The sequence below is a fragment of the Acinetobacter sp. 24-47-64 genome (genome assembly GCF_057737055.1).
In genome coordinates, this window is record NZ_CM173215.1 from 2899082 (window position 1) to 2920364 (window position 21283).

General features: G+C 41.0%; 13 protein-coding genes, 2 tRNA genes and 3 rRNA genes. 3 read left to right on the forward strand and 15 right to left on the reverse strand.

What is annotated here, in order from left to right; translation table 11 throughout:
* Positions 1-140: 140 nt before the first annotated feature.
* Positions 141-2537 (reverse strand): YgiQ family radical SAM protein, encoded by a 2397-nt coding sequence (locus AC1M85_RS13750; protein WP_035268131.1) that lies wholly within the window; start codon positions 2535-2537, stop codon positions 141-143.
* A gap of 326 nt (positions 2538-2863) precedes the next feature.
* Between AC1M85_RS13750 and AC1M85_RS13755 the strand changes: the two genes are divergently transcribed.
* The gene (locus AC1M85_RS13755; RefSeq protein ID WP_488213246.1) at positions 2864-3889 is read left to right on the forward strand and encodes an alpha/beta fold hydrolase; all 1026 of its coding nucleotides are present in this window, start codon (positions 2864-2866) and stop codon (positions 3887-3889) included.
* 489 nt (positions 3890-4378) lie between these two features.
* Positions 4379-4921 (forward strand): type 1 glutamine amidotransferase domain-containing protein, encoded by a 543-nt coding sequence (locus AC1M85_RS13760; protein ID WP_488213247.1) that lies wholly within the window; start codon positions 4379-4381, stop codon positions 4919-4921.
* Positions 4922-4962: 41 nt separating this feature from the next.
* Here AC1M85_RS13760 and AC1M85_RS13765 read toward each other — a convergent pair whose 3' ends face one another.
* The 10 genes from AC1M85_RS13765 to AC1M85_RS13810 all read right to left on the reverse strand — a co-directional run bounded on the left by AC1M85_RS13765 (position 4963) and on the right by AC1M85_RS13810 (position 15635).
* Complete coding sequence (locus tag AC1M85_RS13765) at positions 4963-5274, reverse strand: ankyrin repeat domain-containing protein (protein ID WP_488213248.1); 312 nt, start codon at positions 5272-5274, stop codon at positions 4963-4965.
* 30 nt (positions 5275-5304) lie between these two features.
* Complete coding sequence (locus AC1M85_RS13770; RefSeq protein WP_213032612.1) at positions 5305-5937, reverse strand: hypothetical protein; 633 nt, start codon at positions 5935-5937, stop codon at positions 5305-5307.
* 65 nt (positions 5938-6002) lie between these two features.
* Positions 6003-7352, reverse strand: a complete 1350-nt coding sequence (locus tag AC1M85_RS13775) for an aromatic acid/H+ symport family MFS transporter (protein ID WP_481597426.1) — start codon at positions 7350-7352, stop codon at positions 6003-6005.
* A gap of 372 nt (positions 7353-7724) precedes the next feature.
* Positions 7725-8975 carry an esterase-like activity of phytase family protein gene (locus AC1M85_RS13780; RefSeq protein ID WP_488213249.1) on the reverse strand — a complete coding sequence of 417 codons (1251 nt, stop codon included), beginning with the start codon at positions 8973-8975 and terminating at the stop codon, positions 7725-7727.
* Between the two features lie 232 nt (positions 8976-9207).
* Positions 9208-9322: ribosomal RNA gene (rrf, locus tag AC1M85_RS13785) — 5S ribosomal RNA — on the reverse strand.
* Positions 9323-9502: 180 nt separating this feature from the next.
* Positions 9503-12394: ribosomal RNA gene (locus tag AC1M85_RS13790) — 23S ribosomal RNA — on the reverse strand.
* A gap of 379 nt (positions 12395-12773) precedes the next feature.
* Positions 12774-12849 (reverse strand) — tRNA-Ala (locus AC1M85_RS13795).
* Positions 12850-12888: 39 nt separating this feature from the next.
* Positions 12889-12965: transfer RNA gene (locus AC1M85_RS13800), tRNA-Ile, on the reverse strand.
* Between the two features lie 61 nt (positions 12966-13026).
* A 16S ribosomal RNA gene (locus tag AC1M85_RS13805) occupies positions 13027-14564 on the reverse strand.
* Together the 16S, 23S and 5S rRNA genes with 2 tRNA genes alongside form the textbook arrangement of a ribosomal RNA operon.
* Before the next feature lie 468 nt (positions 14565-15032).
* The gene (locus AC1M85_RS13810) at positions 15033-15635 is read right to left on the reverse strand and encodes a TetR/AcrR family transcriptional regulator (RefSeq protein ID WP_035268244.1); all 603 of its coding nucleotides are present in this window, start codon (positions 15633-15635) and stop codon (positions 15033-15035) included.
* An 84-nt stretch (positions 15636-15719) separates the two neighbouring features.
* Here AC1M85_RS13810 and AC1M85_RS13815 point away from each other — a divergent pair, with 84 nt between their 5' ends.
* Complete coding sequence (locus AC1M85_RS13815; protein ID WP_488213250.1) at positions 15720-16928, forward strand: oxygenase MpaB family protein; 1209 nt, start codon at positions 15720-15722, stop codon at positions 16926-16928.
* Positions 16929-16969: 41 nt separating this feature from the next.
* Here AC1M85_RS13815 and AC1M85_RS13820 read toward each other — a convergent pair whose 3' ends face one another.
* From AC1M85_RS13820 to def, 4 genes are all read right to left on the reverse strand, one after another.
* Positions 16970-17899, reverse strand: coding sequence for a metal-dependent hydrolase (locus AC1M85_RS13820; RefSeq protein ID WP_488213251.1), 930 nt, complete (start codon positions 17897-17899; stop codon positions 16970-16972).
* A gap of 168 nt (positions 17900-18067) precedes the next feature.
* Complete coding sequence (locus tag AC1M85_RS13825) at positions 18068-20113, reverse strand: TonB-dependent copper receptor (protein WP_488213252.1); 2046 nt, start codon at positions 20111-20113, stop codon at positions 18068-18070.
* 70 nt (positions 20114-20183) lie between these two features.
* Positions 20184-20654, reverse strand: a complete 471-nt coding sequence (locus AC1M85_RS13830) for a DUF2946 domain-containing protein (protein WP_488213886.1) — start codon at positions 20652-20654, stop codon at positions 20184-20186.
* 71 nt (positions 20655-20725) lie between these two features.
* Positions 20726-21256, reverse strand: coding sequence for a peptide deformylase (gene def, locus AC1M85_RS13835; protein ID WP_035268228.1), 531 nt, complete (start codon positions 21254-21256; stop codon positions 20726-20728).
* Between the last annotated feature and the right edge of the window lie 27 nt (positions 21257-21283).

The following is a 21283-nucleotide window of genomic DNA, read 5'->3' on the forward strand; positions in this document are numbered from 1 at the left end:
TTTAAATGATTATTTTAAAATAAAAAAGAGACTTACCCAAATCAAGCCCAATATTCCGATAAAATGAGCATTATCGAAAATATTGTATAGAAAATGTTCAAAAAAGGACGCCGCAGCGTCCTTTTAAAAGAAATTATCATTTATGCACGAGACTTGGGTTTGGATTTACCCTTAGGTTTCCCCTCGCCAAAAGGTTTTTTGCGATCTCCAGTCTCACGTGGTGGCAAACCAGTGTGCTGTGTCAAGATTTGGCCTTTCTTCGGACGATTATTTTGTCCTTGTGATTGACCACGATTAGCAGTTTGACCCGTACGTTTTTGTGAATCACCTGCAACAGTTGAATTTTTCTTACGTGCAGATTGATATTGACCATCCGTGCCCTGAGGCTGATACGTCGGAATCAAATGTTGCTTAGAATTACCAATTAAGTCCTGACGACCCATTTCTTTCAAAGCTTCACGCAGTAAAGGCCAGTTATTTGGATCATGGTAACGTAAGAAAGCTTTATGTAAACGGCGGCGTTTTTCACCTTTTACAATGTCGACATCTTCAGTATAACGTGCCACTTTCGCAAGCGGATTTTTACCGGTGTAGTACATGGTGGTCGCAGTTGCCATTGGTGATGGATAGAAGGTTTGTACTTGGTCAGCACGGAAACCATTCTTTTTCAACCAAATTGCAAGGTTCATCATGTCGTAATCGGTTGTACCCGGATGCGCCGCAATAAAGTAAGGAATAAGATATTGTTCCTTACCTGCTTCTTTACTGAAACGATCAAACATCTGCTTAAAGCGATCATACGTCCCGATACCCGGCTTCATCATTTTATTGAGCGGGCCTTTTTCGGTATGTTCAGGTGCAATTTTTAAGTAGCCACCGACATGATGCGTGACTAATTCTTTCACATATTCAGGGTTCAAAACTGCAAGGTCATAACGTAGACCCGAACCAATCAAAATCTTTTTAATACCCGGTAAAGCACGAGCTTTACGATATAACTGCGTAAGAGGTGCGTGATCAGTATGCAAGTTTTGACAAACACCTGGGAACACGCACGATGGCTTACGACAGTTCTTTTCAATTTCTGGATCTTTACATGCCAAACGATACATATTGGCTGTCGGACCACCTAAGTCCGAAATAATGCCTGTAAAGCCCGGCGCCGTATCACGAATCTTTTCAACTTCACGTAAGATCGACTCTTCAGAACGGTTTTGAATAATTCGACCTTCATGCTCCGTAATCGAACAGAAGGTACAACCACCGAAACAACCACGCATGATGTTCACAGAGAACTTGATCATGTCAAACGCTGGGAAACGCGCATCGCCATAAGATGGATGTGGTAGACGTGCATAAGGCAAGTCGAACACATAATCCATTTCTTCTGTGGTTAGTGGGATTGGCGGTGGATTAATCCAGACATCACGCTCACCATGCTTCTGCACGAGTGCGCGCGCATTCCCTGGATTGGTTTCTAGATGCAAAATACGGTTTGCATGGGCATAAAGCACTGGATCATTGGCAACTTCTTCAAAAGAAGGTAGACGAATCACAGCCAATTCACGTGGTGGCAACTTATGCTTAATCGCCTTAGATGATGGCTGTAACTGCACGATTTGCGTATCTGCATCCAAATTGTCGCCTTCACGAACAATCGGATTGCTGACCACTTCTTTTTGGAAATTCTGATACTGCGTTAAGCTGTTGCCTTTGTCTTTCTCAATTTCACAGCCATCAATATCTTCGGTCATCACATATGGATTGATGATTGGATCAACACGGCCTATGGTATCGACATCATTTGATGCGATCTCAACAAATTTAGCTTTCGCTGCACGGTTATGCTTATTAATAATAAATGCAGTACCACGAACATCAGTAATGTCTGTAATTTTTTCGCCTTTGGCTAGACGGTGCATCACTTCAATGATTGAGCGTTCACCATTACCATACATCAATAGATCGGCTTTTGAATCCATTAAAATAGAACGACGAACTTTGTCAGACCAATAGTCATAATGCGCGATACGACGTAATGAACCTTCGATACCGCCTAGCAGAACAGGAACATCAGGGAACGCTTCACGACAACGTTGACAATAGACTGTTGCTGCACGGTCAGGACGTTTATTCGGTTGGTTATCTGGAGAATAAGCATCATCTGAACGGATCTTACGGTCAGCCGTATAACGGTTGATCATAGAGTCCATGTTACCTGCCGATACGCCCCAAGCAATATTTGGTTTACCAAGTACACGGAATGCTTCAACATTCGTCCAGTCTGGTTGGGCAATAATACCAACACGGAAACCTTGCGCTTCAAGCACACGGCCAATGATACCGGTTACAAATGATGGATGATCGATATAAGCATCACCACAAACAAAAATAAAGTCACAACTATCCCAACCGAGTTGGTCCATTTCCTCGCGTGACATCGGCAAAAAAGGCGCGGGTTCAAAACAAGACGCCCAATATTTGTCGTAATCAAACAACGCTTTTGGCGCAGTCTGAGCGGTATAAGCAGTAGACATGGCTAGCAATTCTCGGCTGGCAGATGGAAGATCAAAAAATAGATCAAAGATGAAAGCCGATCATTTTACCATGAATTCAACTCAACTTGCTTGATTAAAAAACAATCAAATACAACTGCTTAAATTTTCTATTCATCACTGATGACCTAAGACCTATTTCTGTACATTTAACATACAACCAAATCTAAACAAAAAATAATATGCATTTAATTTCAGTAACTTGAGCTTAGCAATTGACTCGATTCCTTTACGATTGATGATTTGGGTAATAAACAAAGTTGCTTTTCATTTTTATAGTGTTTGAAAAAAACGAAAGGCGTTTAATCGTGCTCAAAATAATACTCACAACCGTTGCCACCATGATGGCTTTATTAATTTCCAATTTGGCTTGGACTCAAACTAAAATTCCACAGTCTTACCAGCAACAAGCAGCTTGGCAACAATTACAACAAAGACTCCCTTCGAAATTTCGACTCAATGACCAAAACAAACCACATGAGTACTACTGGAGTTGGAATGATTACCGTGTACATGTCGATGCTTATCCCAATACTAAAGCGCCAGCCAAAGTCATTTTATTACATGGCGTAGGTACAAATGGTCGTCAGATGAGTTTAATTCTTGGGCGTCCACTTGCCCAAAAAGGGTATGAAACCTTCGCATTGGATTTACCCGGTTATGGTCTGACGCAATACCCTTCAAAAAAAGAAATTCGTTATGATCATTGGGTGAAATTGGTCAATGATTTTGTGAACGAACAAGCGCAAAAAGATGATCGTCCTATTTTCCTTTATGGACTCTCAGCAGGTGGAATGCTCACGCTACATGTGGCCATGCAGAATCAACATGTCGATGGCATCATCGGAATGACCTTTCTCGATCAAGAATTTAAAGACGTTCAAAAAGGAACTATGCGTTTTAGTGCTCTAAGCCCTGTTCTTTTGCCGAGTATGAAAGCAGTAGCACATACCCCTTTGAAGCAAATCGCCTTACCTATGTCCTTGGTATCAAAGATGTCAAAACTCACCAATGACCCTGAAGCCTTACGCATCATGCTGGCTGACAAGACATCCGCAGGTAATAGCATGAGCGTGGAGTTTTTAAACAGCTATATGCATTACCAAAAACCATATCCTTTGACTCAGTTTAATCAAGCACCTGTGTTACTGACTCAACCTGAACAGGATCAATGGACTCCTTTAAAATTGAGCCAACCTGTTTTGACACAGTTGAAAGTACCTTATCGTGTGATGAGTTTACAAAATGGCGGGCACTACCCTGTTGAGCAACCTGCATTAGATCAGCTGGTAAAATACAGTGATCAATTCATTCGTGAAAATATAAAACGCTAAATTGATCTATTGAGCGATAAATGAATCACTTAGACAGTTTTGTAAGCATTTTCCTACAATCATCTCTTCTATTGTCGGCTATGCATATCAACGTCACTGCACTATTCTTAAACCATCAGGAAACAGGAAGTTTCCCAAACAAAAAACAACAATAATAAGTTTGAGCATCAGGACGTGAGGTACGACAGGAGTTATACCTACAAGCAGCCGATACGAAGAAAAGCCCATCAGGAAGATGGGCTTTTCTTTTTCTTACACATAGAATTTTTTAAGCACACTACACGTTGTCACGCTTGTAAAACAATTATTCATCATGCTTTTTCGCTTTCACAACACTTTCATGCATTCCATTTGTTAATTTTAAAGTGTGTCACGCAACAACTCTGACTGTAATTTCCAAAGTGCAAGCGACTTATGCTGTTCCTACAAGACGGAATATCCTAGTGCAAACCGCTTACATACAAAATTTTAAAGATTGAGGATGTGAACATGGCAAAAGCTTTATTTATTACTGCAAATTTTGGTGTTGAAAAAGATGAATTAATCAAACCCTTAGCATTTTTAAAATTAAAAGGGATTGAAACCTATCATGCTGCTGAAGAAAAGAAATCTGTTCAGACTGTGGTTGGGGATCAAGAGCCTTCAGATCAAGTTCAACCTGATTTAAGCTTCGATGAAGTCATCGCAAATGACTATGACATCCTGATTATTCCTGGGGGAACGGTGAATGCGGATAACTTGCGAATTAATCCACAGGTTCAAAAATTGATTCAAATTTTTGCTGACCATCAAAAACCAATCGCAGCTATTTGTCATGCGCCTTGGACATTAATTGATGCGCAACGTATCAAAGATAAAAATCTGACGTCTTATAAGTCAGTAAAAATTGATTTAGAAAATGCAGGCGGTAAATGGGTCGATGAAGAGGTGCATCGTTGTAATACTGGCGGTTGGTCGCTCATTACTTCACGTTGTCCTGATGATATTCCTGCATTTAATGAAGCCATTTATAAAGAATTGACGCAGTCTTAAACGATTAAAACCCCTTTTTTTGGGGTTTTATTTTGCATGTTTTACAGACTTTTTAAGTAATCTACGATTTCTTGCTCGCCTGCCATTTCAGCGAGTTCTAAAGCTGTAAATTGACCTTTGTAAGCAACATTTGCACCTTTTTCGACTAGCAGTTGTACTACATCTAAGTACCCATTCTCTGCGGCTGCTTGAAGTGCGCTATAACCTTCATCATCAATTTGGTTTACATCAGCTCCGTTGTTTAAAGCTGTTTCAACTTCTGTGATTTCGCCTAATGAAGCCCAATAGATGAATTCAGGAAGATGAAGTTCGCTATCATCGTCAGGGATTGGGGAGAATGAGTTAAGTTTCATGTCTTGTTCCATAATGAAAAATTCGTTTTTTCATTTAGTTTGAGTAGATAAATATAAGTCTTTCATTTCTGCTGAATCAGACATAAACCATTCTATCATTTCCCAATTATCTAATTCAGTCGAAGCATTACCCATGCTTTTTCTAATTGCCAATAACATTTCAGATAACAAAGAAATCCAGACTGATGTTTGGACTAACACATGCTCAGGGGAATTATCTTTCATCTTGTTATAAGAATAAGCATGCTGCATCAAGGCATTGTAAGCACGAATTACCGAATCATCAGCAACTAATGAAAGCTTAAAAGCAATTTTACGATAGTCTACACTCAGCATTCTTCCGATACTTAATTGATCCTTAGTCTTTCCCTTATATTTTGGATCTGAATTAAAGATAGCATCACTTGTGAACATAATGATGAACGGCTCTAATAATAAATTATATGTTTCAATTCTATCTACATGTAATTTATCTTCTAACTCTTTAATGCGTTCTAAATTTTTTAATTCTAAATCTGTATTTTTTTCGACATTATTTTTTATATGCCATCCAACGCCAGTTAATGCTAAAACTAGCAAAGGTGTTAATGTATTACTTAAAGCCACAACATAATCTATCCAATCTTTTTCCATATCAATGATAATAATTTTAAATATTATCATTATATTAGCTCCTGCTACTTTAATAAAAAAGCCCCCTTACGGAGGCTTTTAAATCATTCAATTATTTAAGCTTTGGCAATACTTGGCTGACTTGAACCAATCTTTTCAGATTCACTTTCATTCATAATCAGAGCCACTGCAATTGCGGTAATCAACACAGGTAAACCTACTGCCATAAAGTTAAAATGCGCTGGTAAGTTCATCCCTAGTAAGCCACCAATCAAGATCGGACCTACAATTGCTCCCATACGACCAATCGCAGATGACCAGCCAATCCCTGTTGAACGAACTGCCAATGGATAGTACTGAGCTACGTAGCTATATAACAACATCTGTGAACCAATCGATGCAGCACCTGCCAAGAACACCAAGATGTAAAGTAACAGCATATTCGACTGGAAGCCCATTAAGCTCATCACAATCGCACCCATTAAACCTAAGAACATCAATACAGGTTTTAAATGGTAACGGTCTGCCAAGATACCACCGCCAACGATCCCCACTACCGCACCAACATTCATGACCATCATGAACATCAAGCTATTATCCATTGAGTAGCCCGCAGCCATCATCAATTTCGGTAACCAGCTGCTGAGAGCGTACATGGTTAATAAGCATGTAAAGAATGCAACCCAGAACAACAATGTATTTACAGCGCGACCACGACGGAACAAGCTCACAACAGTTGCCGATTCAGGCTCATCTACTTGATCCAGCTCGAAAGTTGTATCTTTCTCAACTTTTATTTTAGGTTCAATCTTCGCCACAATTTGACGAGCTTCTTCCTGACGATTTTCTTTTACGATGAAAGTTAAAGACTCAGGTAAGAATTTCCAAATAATTGGAAGTAAAAGTAATGGAATACCTGCGATAAAGAACATGATTTCCCAACCAAAACTTGGTGTAAACCATGAACCTAATAATGCAGCCATCACACCACCTACCGCATAACCACTAAACATAGTAGTTACCAAGGTGCTACGCATTTTTTGAGGTGCATATTCTGAGGTCAAAGCCACAAGGTTTGGCATAACACCACCAATCCCTAAACCTGCCAAGAAACGCAAAATACCGAACTCAGTTGGATTGGATGCAAAACCACCCGCAAAGGTTAATCCACTGAATAAAATAATACAGATCATAATGACTTTTTTACGGCCAATCTTATCTGCTAAAGAACCAAAAATCATTGCGCCAAACATCATCCCTGCAAGTGCAGTACTTGCGAGCATGCCTGCTTGAACAGCACTTAAACCCCATTCATCCATCAATAATGGTAAAACTACGCCATTAATTGCTAAGTCATAACCATCAAACAGGATAATGAGTAAACACCAAGCGACAACATTGAAGTGAAATGGTGTGAATTTAGCATGGTCAATAATTTTATTGACGTTCATTGCTTGCTGTGACATTCCTCACCTCCTGTGAGAGATCGTATTTCAATAATCTTTAAGCACGATCCAACCAACTTTGAATTTAATTGTTGTGAGCGACGCATCAAAATCGTGTGCTTAAAGTCTGTGAGGTAAATTTCACATAATTCTGTGTTAATAAAAATTGAACGTTAGTCTAAAATCCAATCAAAATTAGGCTTTTTATCTAAATATCGCATTAGACCAAAGTTAGTTTGACTTATGAAAATCAGTGTTTCCATCATTTTATTGGTGAGTAATGATGATATCTCGCTCAAATACGAATTTATTAAAATACTTATTTCATTATGATATTTTTCACTTATTTTAATAAAAAACCTCATAGATCAAAATCCATGAGGTCTCGAACAATTAATATAACTTTTTTTCTAATTTAATCTGAATAATTTCATTATCATCAGCAAGTTTTGCATTACGCCCACTTGAACCTGGAAAATTATTGTCATTCAACACTGTGATTAAATCAGGTCCTTCAATCACAATATCTTCAATGGTAAAGAATGGGAAACCAAAACGTTCACCCGTCATCATATCGCCCTCTCTTGGCGTACCATACAATAGATTTGGATTCGCAATATCCATTAAATTGACCAAGTCCGTCTTATTAACCAACTGCTTCGGTTCATTCAGTTGTATGCGAACTAATTTCTTAAAACCACCAATATTATTTTCAGTATCATCACGCTCAATCACAACACCTTCATTTTGACTAAATAACTGGAAATCACCAATTGCTGTTGCTTTAGGGTCGAGCTCAAAATAGTAATGGTCATTTGTATATGCTTTTTTAGCAATATCAAATTTTGAAATTAATAAATGTCTTTGCACATTCTTGCTTAATGGTTTTTCCAGCATTGGATATAAATATTGACCATCTGGAGAAATAGCCATGCCTTCAAATCCACCACTTCTTTGCACGAGCGCATTTTCTATTTCAGCCGCACTTTGATGAAGTTGATTTTGTGGAGATCGAAGCTCTTCTCCTTCTTTTTCAGGATGAGGCAATGCAATCGGAGCACTCTTTAAAACACCATCAGCACTAAAATGCAGTAAAAATGGACCGAATTCATCTCCGATCCAAATATCGCCATTTTTATCACGCTGTATAGATTCCGGATCAAAATCAGCACCAGTTAAAAGTCGTTCTGGCATACTCTCATTGACAATTTTGAATGGTACTAACTTATTCGGATCACGAAGCTGTATATGAGACAGTACTTTAACGTTATTTGAGTTGGTCTTAGCAGTTCTAAAATCTACTGAAATATTATAAAGACGTAATAGATAGTCTGCTGAGTTATCTTGTGCCCCAAATCCATTATCAGACATTACAAGATACGTTCCATCAGCATTTTTTAATGCCCCAGAAAATCCTTGAACTGGCTGACCTTTAAATGGTGGATAAATACCATTTGCACCATTAACATAAAGTCCCGAATCTGGTCCATCGGCATAGGTAGCCACATCAAGCTTTGCAAATGAAACAAGTGTAGGTTCCTTTATCTGATTTTGTTGATTTGAGGTAATCTTATCATCAGAATCATTACAACCGCTAAGGGCTAAAAATGACAATACCACTGTGCTTAAAAGTGTCTTGTTCATAAATCCATATGTATCACTTAAGTAAGGACTCATGATTAAACGGCATCATGGTGTCAATCGTCTGACAGATCAATGAAGATTTGATGAAGGCTTATATTATTAGTTCCTCACTATATAAAAATCTTTATCAGTAAGTTATATGATCCATTTCCCTTTATTTTTATATCTTTATTTCATTCTTTACTGCATAAAAAAACACCCCCTTGTATTGAAGGGGGTGTTTAGAATAATGAGCTGGCGATGACTTACTCTCACATGGGTAACCCCACACTACCATCAGCGCTAAGAGGTTTCACTTCTGAGTTCGGGAAGGGATCAGGTGGTTCACTCTTGCTATTGTCGCCAGCACAACTGTTGTGACTTTGCTTGGGTCTTATTCGCATGTATTGTTTGCGTGCCTTTGCTTGGTCAAAGAAGTTATTAACAGCTATTTGAGTTGCTTTAATTTGTGCAGTTTAGCGTTTTATCTAACTAAATCAAGTTATTTGTCATGATTTGAACCACAACACCAACTGTTTGGGTGTTGTATAGTCAAGCCTCACGAGTAATTAGTATTGGTCAGCTTCATACGTCACCGTACTTCCACATCCAACCTATCAACGTTGTAGTCTTCAACGGCTCTTTAGAGGACATAAAGTCCTTGGGAAATCTAATCTTGAGGTAGGCTTCCCGCTTAGATGCTTTCAGCGGTTATCCCTTCCGAACATAGCTACCCGGCGATGCGACTGGCGTCACAACCGGTACACCAGAGGTTCGTCCACTCTGGTCCTCTCGTACTAGGAGCAGATCCTCTCAAATTTCCAACGCCCACGGTAGATAGGGACCGAACTGTCTCACGACGTTCTAAACCCAGCTCGCGTACCTCTTTAAATGGCGAACAGCCATACCCTTGGGACCTGCTTCAGCCCCAGGATGAGATGAGCCGACATCGAGGTGCCAAACACCGCCGTCGATATGAACTCTTGGGCGGTATCAGCCTGTTATCCCCAGAGTACCTTTTATCCGTTGAGCGATGGCCCTTCCATACAGAACCACCGGATCACTAAGACCTACTTTCGTACCTGCTCGACTTGTGGGTCTCGCAGTTAAGCGCGCTTTTGCCTTTATACTCTACGCGTGATTTCCGACCACGCTGAGCGCACCTTCGTACTCCTCCGTTACTCTTTAGGAGGAGACCGCCCCAGTCAAACTACCCACCAGACATGGTCCTCGCTCCAGATAATGGAGCAGAGTTAGAACCTCAATATTACCAGGGTGGTATTTCAAGGACGGCTCCATAGAAACTGGCGTTTCTACTTCAAAGCCTCCCACCTATCCTACACAAGTAAGATCAAAGTTCAATGTCAAGCTGCAGTAAAGGTTCACGGGGTCTTTCCGTCTAGCCGCGGGTACACCGCATCTTCACGGCGAATTCGATTTCACTGAGCCTCTGCTGGAGACAGCGCCGCCATCATTATGCCATTCGTGCAGGTCGGAACTTACCCGACAAGGAATTTCGCTACCTTAGGACCGTTATAGTTACGGCCGCCGTTTACTGGGGCTTCGATCAAGAGCTTCGCTTACGCTAACCCCATCAATTAACCTTCCAGCACCGGGCAGGCATCACACCCTATACGTCCACTTTCGTGTTTGCAGAGTGCTATGTTTTTAATAAACAGTTGCAGCGGCCTGGTTTCTGAGGCTGCCAGTAGCTCAAGGAGCAAGTCCTATCACCGCCGGCAGCGTACCTTCTCCCGAAGTTACGGTACCATTTTGCCTAGTTCCTTCAGCAGAGTTCTCTCAAGCGCTTTGGTCTACTCGACCTGACCACCTGTGTCGGTTTCGGGTACGATTCCTGTGTAACTGAAGCTTAGAGACTTTTCCTGGAAGTATGGTATCAGCCACTTCGCTAGTAAACTAGCTTGCTATCGATTCTCAGCATAGAGTACCCCGGATTTGCCTAAGATACATGCCTACAATCTTCCACCTGGACAACCAACGCCAGGCTGACTTAACCTTCTCCGTCCTCTCATCGCATTACACAGAAGTATTGGAATATTAACCAATTTCCCATCGACTACGCCTCTCGGCCTCGCCTTAGGGGTCGACTCACCCAGCCCCGATTAACGTTGGACTGGAACCCTTGGTCTTTCAGCGAACGGGTTTTTCACCCGTTTTATCGTTACTCACGTCAGCATTCGCACTTCTGATACCTCCAGCAGACTTCTCAATCCACCTTCATCGGCTTACAGAACGCTCCCCTACCACTTGCAATAAATTGCAAATCCGCAGCTTCGGTACATAGTTTTAGCCCCGTTACATCTTCCGCGCAGGCCGACTCGACTAGTGAGCTATTACGCTTTCTTTAAAGGGTGGCTGCTTCTAAGCCAACCTCCTAGCTGTCTATGCCTTCCCACATCGTTTCCCACTTAACTATGATTTAGGGACCTTAGCTGGCGGTCTGGATTGTTTTCCTCTTGACTACGGACGTTAGCACCCGCAGTCTGTCTCCCGGATAGTACTCATTGGTATTCGGAGTTTGCATCGGTTTGGTAAGTCGGGATGACCCCCTAGCCGAAACAGTGCTCTACCCCCAATGGTATTCGTCCGAGGCGCTACCTAAATAGCTTTCGGGGAGAACCAGCTATCACCAGGCTTGATTAGCCTTTCACCCCTATCCACAAGTCATCCCCTGGCTTTTCAACGACAGTGGGTTCGGTCCTCCAGTAAGTGTTACCTCACCTTCAACCTGCTCATGGATAGATCGCCTGGTTTCGGGTCTACACCCAGCAACTAAACGCCCTATTAAGACTCGATTTCTCTACGGCTCCCCTATTCGGTTAACCTTGCTACTGAATGTAAGTCGCTGACCCATTATACAAAAGGTACGCAGTCACCACACGAAGTGGCTCCCACTGCTTGTATGCATGCGGTTTCAGGATCTATTTCACTCCCCTCACAGGGGTTCTTTTCGCCTTTCCCTCACGGTACTGGTTCACTATCGGTCAGTCAGGAGTATTTAGCCTTGGAGGATGGTCCCCCCATATTCAGACAAGGTTTCACGTGCCCCGCCCTACTCGACATCATCATGTAAGCCCTTTCGTGTACAGGACTATCACCTACTATGGTTGCACTTCCCAGAGCATTCCACTAAAGCTTACATAACTTAATGGGCTTTTCCCCTTTCGCTCGCCGCTACTGAGGGAATCTCAATTGATTTCTTTTCCTACGGGTACTGAGATGTTTCACTTCCCCGCGTTTGCCTTGCAACACTATGTATTCATGTTGCAATACCTATCTTATGATAGGTGGGTTCCCCCATTCAGAAATCTCCGGATCACAGGATATTTGCCGCCTCCCCGGAGCTTTTCGCAGGCTATCACGTCTTTCATCGCCTCTGACTGCCAAGGCATCCACCACATGCACTTAATTACTTGACTATACAACCCCAAACAGTCGTTCGACCCTACAAGTAGATCGTTCAACATTACAGTTTGAAGTACTGTGTATCTAAACACTGTACAGCTTCAATTCAAATTCATATACCAAAACGCTTGATTCAGTTAATTTCGCTAGTTCTCATTTCAATCACTTCAACTTAATAACTTACGTTATCTCGTTTCCGCTCTTTCTATGAGTATGAACAAATTATTTCAACTCAAATATATGCTGTTAATGATTCACTACGTCTTCGTCAGATCGCAGTCAACTGTGATAAATCACAGAGCTTAATAATCAAGGCGTGCAGTATACACAGCTTTATTACTAAGCTCTATAAGCTATCAACTCGTTTGCTTACTACGTATTCGAATGAATACGTGGTGGAGACTAGGAGAGTCGAACTCCTGACCTCCTGCGTGCAAAGCAGGCGCTCTACCAACTAAGCTAAGTCCCCAGCTTATCATTTAGATCAATGTATCGTATGAGTATGTCATGGTGGGTCTGACAAGACTTGAACTTGTGACCCCACGCTTATCAAGCGTGTGCTCTAACCAACTGAGCTACAGACCCTCAGATACATCGTCATGAAGAACAACTTGTTGTGGATTCTTACCAATCGTCAATCTTTCGTTAAGGAGGTGATCCAGCCGCAGGTTCCCCTACGGCTACCTTGTTACGACTTCACCCCAGTCATCGGCCACACCGTGGTAAGCGTCCTCCTTGCGGTTAGACTACCTACTTCTGGTGCAACAAACTCCCATGGTGTGACGGGCGGTGTGTACAAGGCCCGGGAACGTATTCACCGCGGCATTCTGATCCGCGATTACTAGCGATTCCGACTTCATGGAGTCGAGTTGCAGACTCCAATCCGGACTACGATCGGCTTTTTGAGATTAGCATCCTATCGCTAGGTAGCAACCCTTTGTACCGACCATTGTAGCACGTGTGTAGCCCTGGTCGTAAGGGCCATGATGACTTGACGTCGTCCCCGCCTTCCTCCAGTTTGTCACTGGCAGTATCCTTAAAGTTCCCGGCTTAACCCGCTGGCAAATAAGGAAAAGGGTTGCGCTCGTTGCGGGACTTAACCCAACATCTCACGACACGAGCTGACGACAGCCATGCAGCACCTGTATGTAAGTTCCCGAAGGCACCAATCCATCTCTGGAAAGTTCTTACTATGTCAAGACCAGGTAAGGTTCTTCGCGTTGCATCGAATTAAACCACATGCTCCACCGCTTGTGCGGGCCCCCGTCAATTCATTTGAGTTTTAGTCTTGCGACCGTACTCCCCAGGCGGTCTACTTATCGCGTTAGCTGCGCCACTAAAGCCTCAAAGGCCCCAACGGCTAGTAGACATCGTTTACGGCATGGACTACCAGGGTATCTAATCCTGTTTGCTCCCCATGCTTTCGTACCTCAGCGTCAGTATTAGGCCAGATGGCTGCCTTCGCCATCGGTATTCCTCCAGATCTCTACGCATTTCACCGCTACACCTGGAATTCTACCATCCTCTCCCATACTCTAGCTTCCCAGTATCGAATGCAATTCCCAAGTTAAGCTCGGGGATTTCACATCCGACTTAAAAAGCCGCCTACGCACGCTTTACGCCCAGTAAATCCGATTAACGCTCGCACCCTCTGTATTACCGCGGCTGCTGGCACAGAGTTAGCCGGTGCTTATTCTGCGAGTAACGTCCACTATCCAAGAGTATTAATCTTAGTAGCCTCCTCCTCGCTTAAAGTGCTTTACAACCAAAAGGCCTTCTTCACACACGCGGCATGGCTGGATCAGGCTTCCGCCCATTGTCCAATATTCCCCACTGCTGCCTCCCGTAGGAGTCTGGGCCGTGTCTCAGTCCCAGTGTGGCGGATCATCCTCTCAGACCCGCTACAGATCGTCGCCTTGGTAGGCCTTTACCCCACCAACTAGCTAATCCGACTTAGGCTCATCTATTAGCGCAAGGCCCGAAGGTCCCCTGCTTTCTCCCGTAGGACGTATGCGGTATTAGCATCCCTTTCGAGATGTTGTCCCCCACTAATAGGCAGATTCCTAAGCATTACTCACCCGTCCGCCGCTAGGTCCAGTAGCAAGCTACCTTCCCCCGCTCGACTTGCATGTGTTAAGCCTGCCGCCAGCGTTCAATCTGAGCCATGATCAAACTCTTCAGTTTAAAATCAATAGTACCTAAAGGGCACCAATCTTGGCTCATCAATTACTGACAAAAAATTTGCTCAAATAAACTTCGAGAAATTTCTACCAATTATCAATGATAATATATATCGATCAATCAACCAGTAAAAATCCACACAAGTTGTTCTTCATAATCTCTTAATGATCTTCTTAATGCTTCGTCAGCATCAAGCTAGGTCGGCTATATTACCCTTTCTTTTCAGAAAGTCAACTAGCAATGTTAATTTATTTTCTAACTCATTCTCAAAACTCAGATCCAACCTATTCAGCTAAATCCTTGTTTTTCAACAAGTTTTAATCAACATCACCGCCGATGGATGTGCATTATAGGCTATTTATTTTCTTACGCAACTACTTTTTCAATCTTTTCTATTTGTTTGTATAGTTAATAAACCAAATAAACATTAACTATATGTTTTTTATATATAATTTTTATTTGTATGAGCTTTTAACTCTTATCACTGTCTAAATAAGACAAAATCATTGCACTTAGTTCTCTTTTAAGCTGTTGTTCTGAAATAAGAAAATCATTGTTGCTTACAAACCTCATCATTGTGAACAAGGTACTATTAATAATTACAAAAGATTTATGCTTAAGTGTTTCGAAGTCCCAATGACGATAGAAACGATTAAATACATATAAACCAACTTCAAAAAAATGTTTTTCTAAAACCTTTGCTGCTTCGGAATTGTTGTAGCCATGCCAATGTTTCAGGACTTCAAAGAAGAAACCATTATCTTCTCTCATTACATCAAATCCGAATTGAAGACTAACATCGACTAAGGTTTTTAAATCCATTTCTTCTTGATTCATCGCCAGCGCTTTAAGTGACAAACCTAAGTTTTCACTCTTACGGCGTAACAATTCTAAAATTATCTGATCTTTATTTTCGAAATATTGATAGATAGAGCCTACGCTCACCCCTGATTTTTCAGATATTTTTGGCGTAGTGACTTGATCTAGGCCCATTTCAGAAATGCATATCAGAGTCGCTTCCAAAATACTATCGACTACCAGCTTTGCTCTTTGTTGTTGGGGTCTTTTTCTCATAGCTGCCATTCTAATAATGCGAATTGAATGCGAATAAATATTCATATTAATCTTTGATCAAACAATAACCAGATTAATTACACCATGTCAAATTTTAGCATTCCAAAACGTATGGCTTCATATGAGCGAATGAAGCGCAGCGATCTATTGTCCAAGCTTCTACATAAAATGACTGATCAAAACTTCATTCCAACTTATGCTGAATATTTAGAGTTAAATGAAAGTTTACATACGGGCGATGTGCCGATGGATCGCTTAATGGATTGGGTGATGACCAATCCACGCGAAAATCGAAAGCTTTTTGAAACAGCCTTATATCAAGGCTTAGATGCTCTTCCCAAACCAGTCCCTGAAATCAAAGCATTCTTTGATCTCGTGGAACAACAGCCTGTTTGGTTCGATCAAGAAAAAATTGATCGTGCAATTCAATTCACGCATCGTTTAGGCGCAAATGTCACTTTTATTATGCGTGATCTCGCGCTAATGACTGGATATCAATACCCTGGCTTTAATCAACCTTTGATTTTAACAGGTGCTCTAAGCAAATATGCAGGCAAGCGCTTAGCAGAAACGCATAAATGGTGGCTAGATGTTACTAAGCCGAATGGATTTCAACGCTTTAATGATGGCTTTACTTCAACAATTTTTGTGCGTTTCATCCATTCTTTAGTTCGCTACCATCTAAAAAAATCCAAAGATTGGGACTGGGATATTTGGGGAATGCCGATTAACCAATATGATCAGGCAATGACAAATATTGCTTTCAGCGGTGTGATGCTTTTAGGTATTCGAGCAATCGGTATTTTTCCAACTAAAACTGAAGTCGATGCGATTATGCATTTTTGGAAATATACAGGCTGGTTAATGGGTGTTGACGAACAATGGCTGATTGATAAAGAGTCTGAAGGCTGGAAATTATTGCAATGGATGAATTATGCTCATCCTCAAGTGGATGAAAGTAGTCGTCAGCTTGCAGTAAGCCTATCCAAAGAACCATTTGAACGCGAATATAAACATTTTAAACGTTTCATGCAGAAGAAAGCCTACCAGAATCACTTAGATGTTACCCAAATCTTTATGGGCCGTAAAAAAATGAAAAATTTAGGGCTTAAGCCTCGAATACTGCCGTGGTATCCACTGTATCTACTGACCAAAAATACTGTGATTTATGCTGGCGCAAAAAAAATACCAAAGCTTGATCTTTATTTACAGCGTAAAGGGCGATCACAACAAGAACAAGCTCTCGATTTATATCAAAATGCAGGAAAACAGCTGGCAAGTATGCATCAATAAATAAAAAACCGAGCTAAAGCTCGGTTTTTTCATGTATATTTTTAAGACATTCCTAATGTTGCCTCTTGCTCAGCTCGAAGTGCTGATGGAGAACGTGCTAGATAATCCAAAGCTTGTTGAGTATTACCTTCTTGCACTGGATGAAACTTTGGACTAAACCAACGGATAGTAGCTAAAGTTAAATGACTAAAGGTAGGAATATGATCAGTCTTACGGCTAATTTTTTCCATTTGCATAATGAGTCTTAAAGTACCCATATGTCTAAACTTACCTGCATCTTTATCTTGTTTCAAAATTGTTTTGCCGCCTTCAACCCAAACCGCTGCCATAATAGGGAAGATAAAGGTCATCAAAGCATTTTTTGAAATTTGAAAATTAAACTCTGATTCAAACATATGTTTAAACAAATCATACGCAACCGTACGATGTTCAACTTCTTCAGCAAGATGCCAACGGAACAGATCAGCCATGATTGGATCGGCTTGATCCAATGAAGTATTGTCCAAGCTCCACTGCCCTGCCACACCAGTATAGTGCTCAATGGCTGCAATCACACCCAGTCGGAAGATTAACCAACGTTTTTCACCAACCACTTTTTTCATCATTTTGATACCTACTGGATTTTCTCCCAAAAGGATTTCAAAAAGATAATGCATGCGTTGAATGAACGGCTTTACATCTAATCCATGTTGATCAAAATAAATTTGTGCATGTTGATGAGTACGACCATGAATCGCTTCTTGCTGAATAAAACCTTTCACGTCAGCTTTTAATTGTTCATCTTTGACGAACGGTAAAGCTTTATTAAATACACGGCAAAACCAAAACTCACCCGCAGGTAAAATCATATGTGCTGTATTCAACATATGGGTGGAAACAGGGTCATTTTCAATCCAATGCTTTGGAATATGATTGAAATCAAATTTTACTTTACGACCATGTAGTTGATGAACTTGACTCATTGTTGTCATTTTATTATCCATTACATCTTTTTTATTATTTTTAAAATAATGATAACCTCATCACAATATCATTTAAGGACATTCATATTTTATGTCTGACAATTTTAAAGAAAACACCCATTCAGACGGCGATCTAAATGGGTGTTAGGCTTAATACGTCAAATAAACTGAATATGACTAGAACTTCATACTCACACGCGCCCAATAATTACGTCCTATATTATTAAATTGCTCATTCTGTGCAAAACCAAATCCAGCACTACCTGCTTTATTTAAGTGTTCCGTATAAACTTTATCCAGAACATTATCAATTCCAATACTCAAATCAACACCTTGATGAATTTGATAAGTACCATTTAAAGACAGCGTCGAGAAACCTGAACTCGTTTTAAAGTCCTTACCCACAATATTACCTTGATTAATAGTGACACGATCCTGCCCATCTACCACACGCCACAATAAACCTAAGTTAAAACGCTCTTGCACATATCTTAAATTTAAACGTGCTTCCAGCGGAGATATTTGAGGTAAAGGTTGATGATCAGTTGTGTTTTTTCCCCAAGCATACATCGCACTAAGATCTGCCTGAACAGCATTGGTAAATTGATAACCTACACCAGCTTCTGCCCCTGCGATTGTCGCATCAACATTTCTAGAATCAGCAGCATTTTTACCATGACCAGTCATTTTTGCTGGGTCATAATTCAATAATATGAAATCATTAATCAAACCGGCATAAGCTGATGCCCATGAACTGAATGCCCCGTGATTATGTTGGTATCCAACATCCAACTGTAAGGTTTTTTCTGTTTCTAAATCCTTGAAGGTAGCAACAGCATTGCCTTGATAATCTGTCTTAAACAACTCCCAATAATCTGGTACGCGCTCTACATAGCCTAGACCAATATAGGTTTTAGCATCATGCTCTGGATGCTGATTTTCAAACCGTATAAAACCACTTGGTAATGTTTCCTGACGTTCTTGAACCATTGTTAAGTTTTTAATCTTAACTTGATCAACCCGAACACCTGTGACCAACTTATTATGATCATTCAATGGATATGATAATTCAGTGAACCCGCCATAAGATTGAAACTTCATATCCTCTGTCAGTGGAGTATTCATCATCGGCATGCTTGAATGATACATTCCACCAGCATGTTGATTATTCTGAGTATCAACACCCGTAATGAATATTGCTTTATCCCACTCCATCGTTGTGGCTAAACGTGCATTCAAAGTACGACGTGTCACATTCATAGCGCGATCCGCGCCATCAACATCACGCAAACTAAAATTATCCATCACATGATCATTAAAGTTGTAATTGACTTGCGCCTCAACTTTTTTAACTACCTCTGAGAGATTCTTTTTCTCAAATCTTAATCCCAAGCTCTCGCGGGCAAATTTAGAACCATCCATATCTCGCCCAGCATATACAGCCTCACCATCAGCCTTAGCGCCAGTTAACTCGATCCATGTATCTGCATTAGGTGTCCAGCCCAATGCTAAATCTGCATTCCATCGTTTCCAATCTGATGGTACGGTCGCCCCATTACCATCTTGATAACTATTTGAGACTGACCGGTTGCTATTGATTCGAATATATTTTTGTTCATCTCCTACCGCTGCCTCAATATTTTGGTCTAAACGCCCAAAAGAGCCCATTAATACACTTGCCTGACCTCGATAATTTTTTTCATCATTCAATTGTTCTGGGCGTCGCTCGAAAATCACTGTTGCTGCTGAACCTGTGTTGGCGTACTGGACAGTTTGGGGACCTTTAATCACCGAGATTCGATCATAGCTCTCAGGTGAGATATACGAAGTCGGTGAATCCATACGACTCGGGCATGCGCCTAAATTTTCAGTTCCATCTGTTAGAATTTTGATTCGTGATCCAAACATTCCACGAAAGGTCACATCACCGTTCGTACCTGCACCACTATTTACGCTGCTAAACCCTACAATACTTTGTAAGTAATCTGCGCCATCCGACGCAGGAATAGGCTGAATGGGTTGCTTCGGGTTTGCACGTACAATCAAGCCATTAGCATCATTACCTTGTAGAGCTGTAGCAACAATTGGCGCTAAGTTCGTCGTGTGTGTATCAGGTGTTGGATTTAAAGTTGTAGATTGGACTTCAGCAAATGAAATTTGCGAAATAAAGGCAATGGAAATCGCAGCCGCTAGTGGCTGTAAATAGAATTTTGGCTGAGCCATGATATATTCACTCAAAATTTAAATATGACAATGCTAGAGTCATTCAAGACCCTAAAAATAAAGACAATATTTAAGAAAAGAGTGGCGGTGCCCGACCTTGAGGTAAAAGGAATAAACGCTGTAAGTCGAAATAAATATGTTTGAAAGCTTTTTGGAATGCGATCAAACGTATATTTAAACGTACAAAAACTTCTTTAACATTCAGCTCAGGTGGCAAAATCAAATTACCAAATACAGTACAGTATTGGCATTGATGGTTTGGGTCATGATGATCGCGCCCACTATGCGAGGATTCAACATAGCGCTTAAACTCATGATGTTCATGTAACGCATGTGAAGTGGAAACATGATGAGCGTGATGAACGAGCGTGGTAAGACCAGAATGATTAGGTTGTTCGAATAAGGCACGGGTGATCGTTTCGCAGACCGGCGCAATTTGGTATTGCGCTGGAAGCAAAGGCTGAAGAAAAACAGCGATCTGTAATAATACTGCTGCGAAACTCAGCAGCAACCCATTGCGGAACAAATTGTCATTCCAAATAAAATTTGAGCAATTATAACAAAGCCCAATCGAAATTGGGCTTTATCAACATATTTAAAATTCTTAGAGAATTAACGCTTTACAGCAACTTTTTCTTTTTGACGCTGACGAACGACTTTTTCTACCTTTTCACGCGCTCTTTGGCGTTTTAAAGGAGATAAATAATCAACAAATAATTTTCCGTTCAGATGATCCATTTCGTGCTGGATACATACTGCCAAAAGACCATCAGCTTCTAATTCAAAAGCTTGCCCTTCTAAGTTAATTGCGTCAATTTTGACGCGTGACGGACGCTCAACTTTATCGTATATTTGTGGAACTGATAGACAACCCTCTTCATAAGGTTGGGTATCTTCAGTTAATGGGGTGACTTTAGGATTAATAAAAACCATCGGCTGATTTTTATCTTCAGACAAGTCCATGACGATAAGCTGAATATGATGATCAACTTGGGTTGCAGCTAGACCAATACCTGGTGCTTCATACATGGTTTCAAACATGTCTGCAGCAAGTTGACGAATTTCATCCGTCACTTCCTCTACAGGTTTGGCAATAGTACGCAAACGGGGATCAGGAAAACTTAAAATTGGTAATAAGGCCATGCTGCTCCTCACCGGCTATGCCATTGA

Excerpts from the sequence above, each read along its gene's own strand:
- AC1M85_RS13760 (WP_488213247.1), top strand. The coding sequence starts at position 4,379 with ATGGCAAAAGCTTTATTTATTACTGCAAATTTTGGTGTTGAAAAAGAT.
- AC1M85_RS13810 (WP_035268244.1), bottom strand. The coding sequence starts at position 15,635 with ATGAGAAAAAGACCCCAACAACAAAGAGCAAAGCTGGTAGTCGATAGT.
- AC1M85_RS13770 (WP_213032612.1), bottom strand. The coding sequence starts at position 5,937 with ATGATAATATTTAAAATTATTATCATTGATATGGAAAAAGATTGGATA.
- AC1M85_RS13750 (WP_035268131.1), bottom strand. The coding sequence starts at position 2,537 with ATGTCTACTGCTTATACCGCTCAGACTGCGCCAAAAGCGTTGTTTGAT.
- AC1M85_RS13765 (WP_488213248.1), bottom strand. The coding sequence starts at position 5,274 with ATGAAACTTAACTCATTCTCCCCAATCCCTGACGATGATAGCGAACTT.
- AC1M85_RS13820 (WP_488213251.1), bottom strand. The coding sequence starts at position 17,899 with ATGACAACAATGAGTCAAGTTCATCAACTACATGGTCGTAAAGTAAAA.
- def (WP_035268228.1), bottom strand. The coding sequence starts at position 21,256 with ATGGCCTTATTACCAATTTTAAGTTTTCCTGATCCCCGTTTGCGTACT.
- AC1M85_RS13780 (WP_488213249.1), bottom strand. The coding sequence starts at position 8,975 with ATGAACAAGACACTTTTAAGCACAGTGGTATTGTCATTTTTAGCCCTT.
- AC1M85_RS13775 (WP_481597426.1), bottom strand. The coding sequence starts at position 7,352 with ATGTCACAGCAAGCAATGAACGTCAATAAAATTATTGACCATGCTAAA.
- AC1M85_RS13825 (WP_488213252.1), bottom strand. The coding sequence starts at position 20,113 with ATGGCTCAGCCAAAATTCTATTTACAGCCACTAGCGGCTGCGATTTCC.
- AC1M85_RS13815 (WP_488213250.1), top strand. The coding sequence starts at position 15,720 with ATGTCAAATTTTAGCATTCCAAAACGTATGGCTTCATATGAGCGAATG.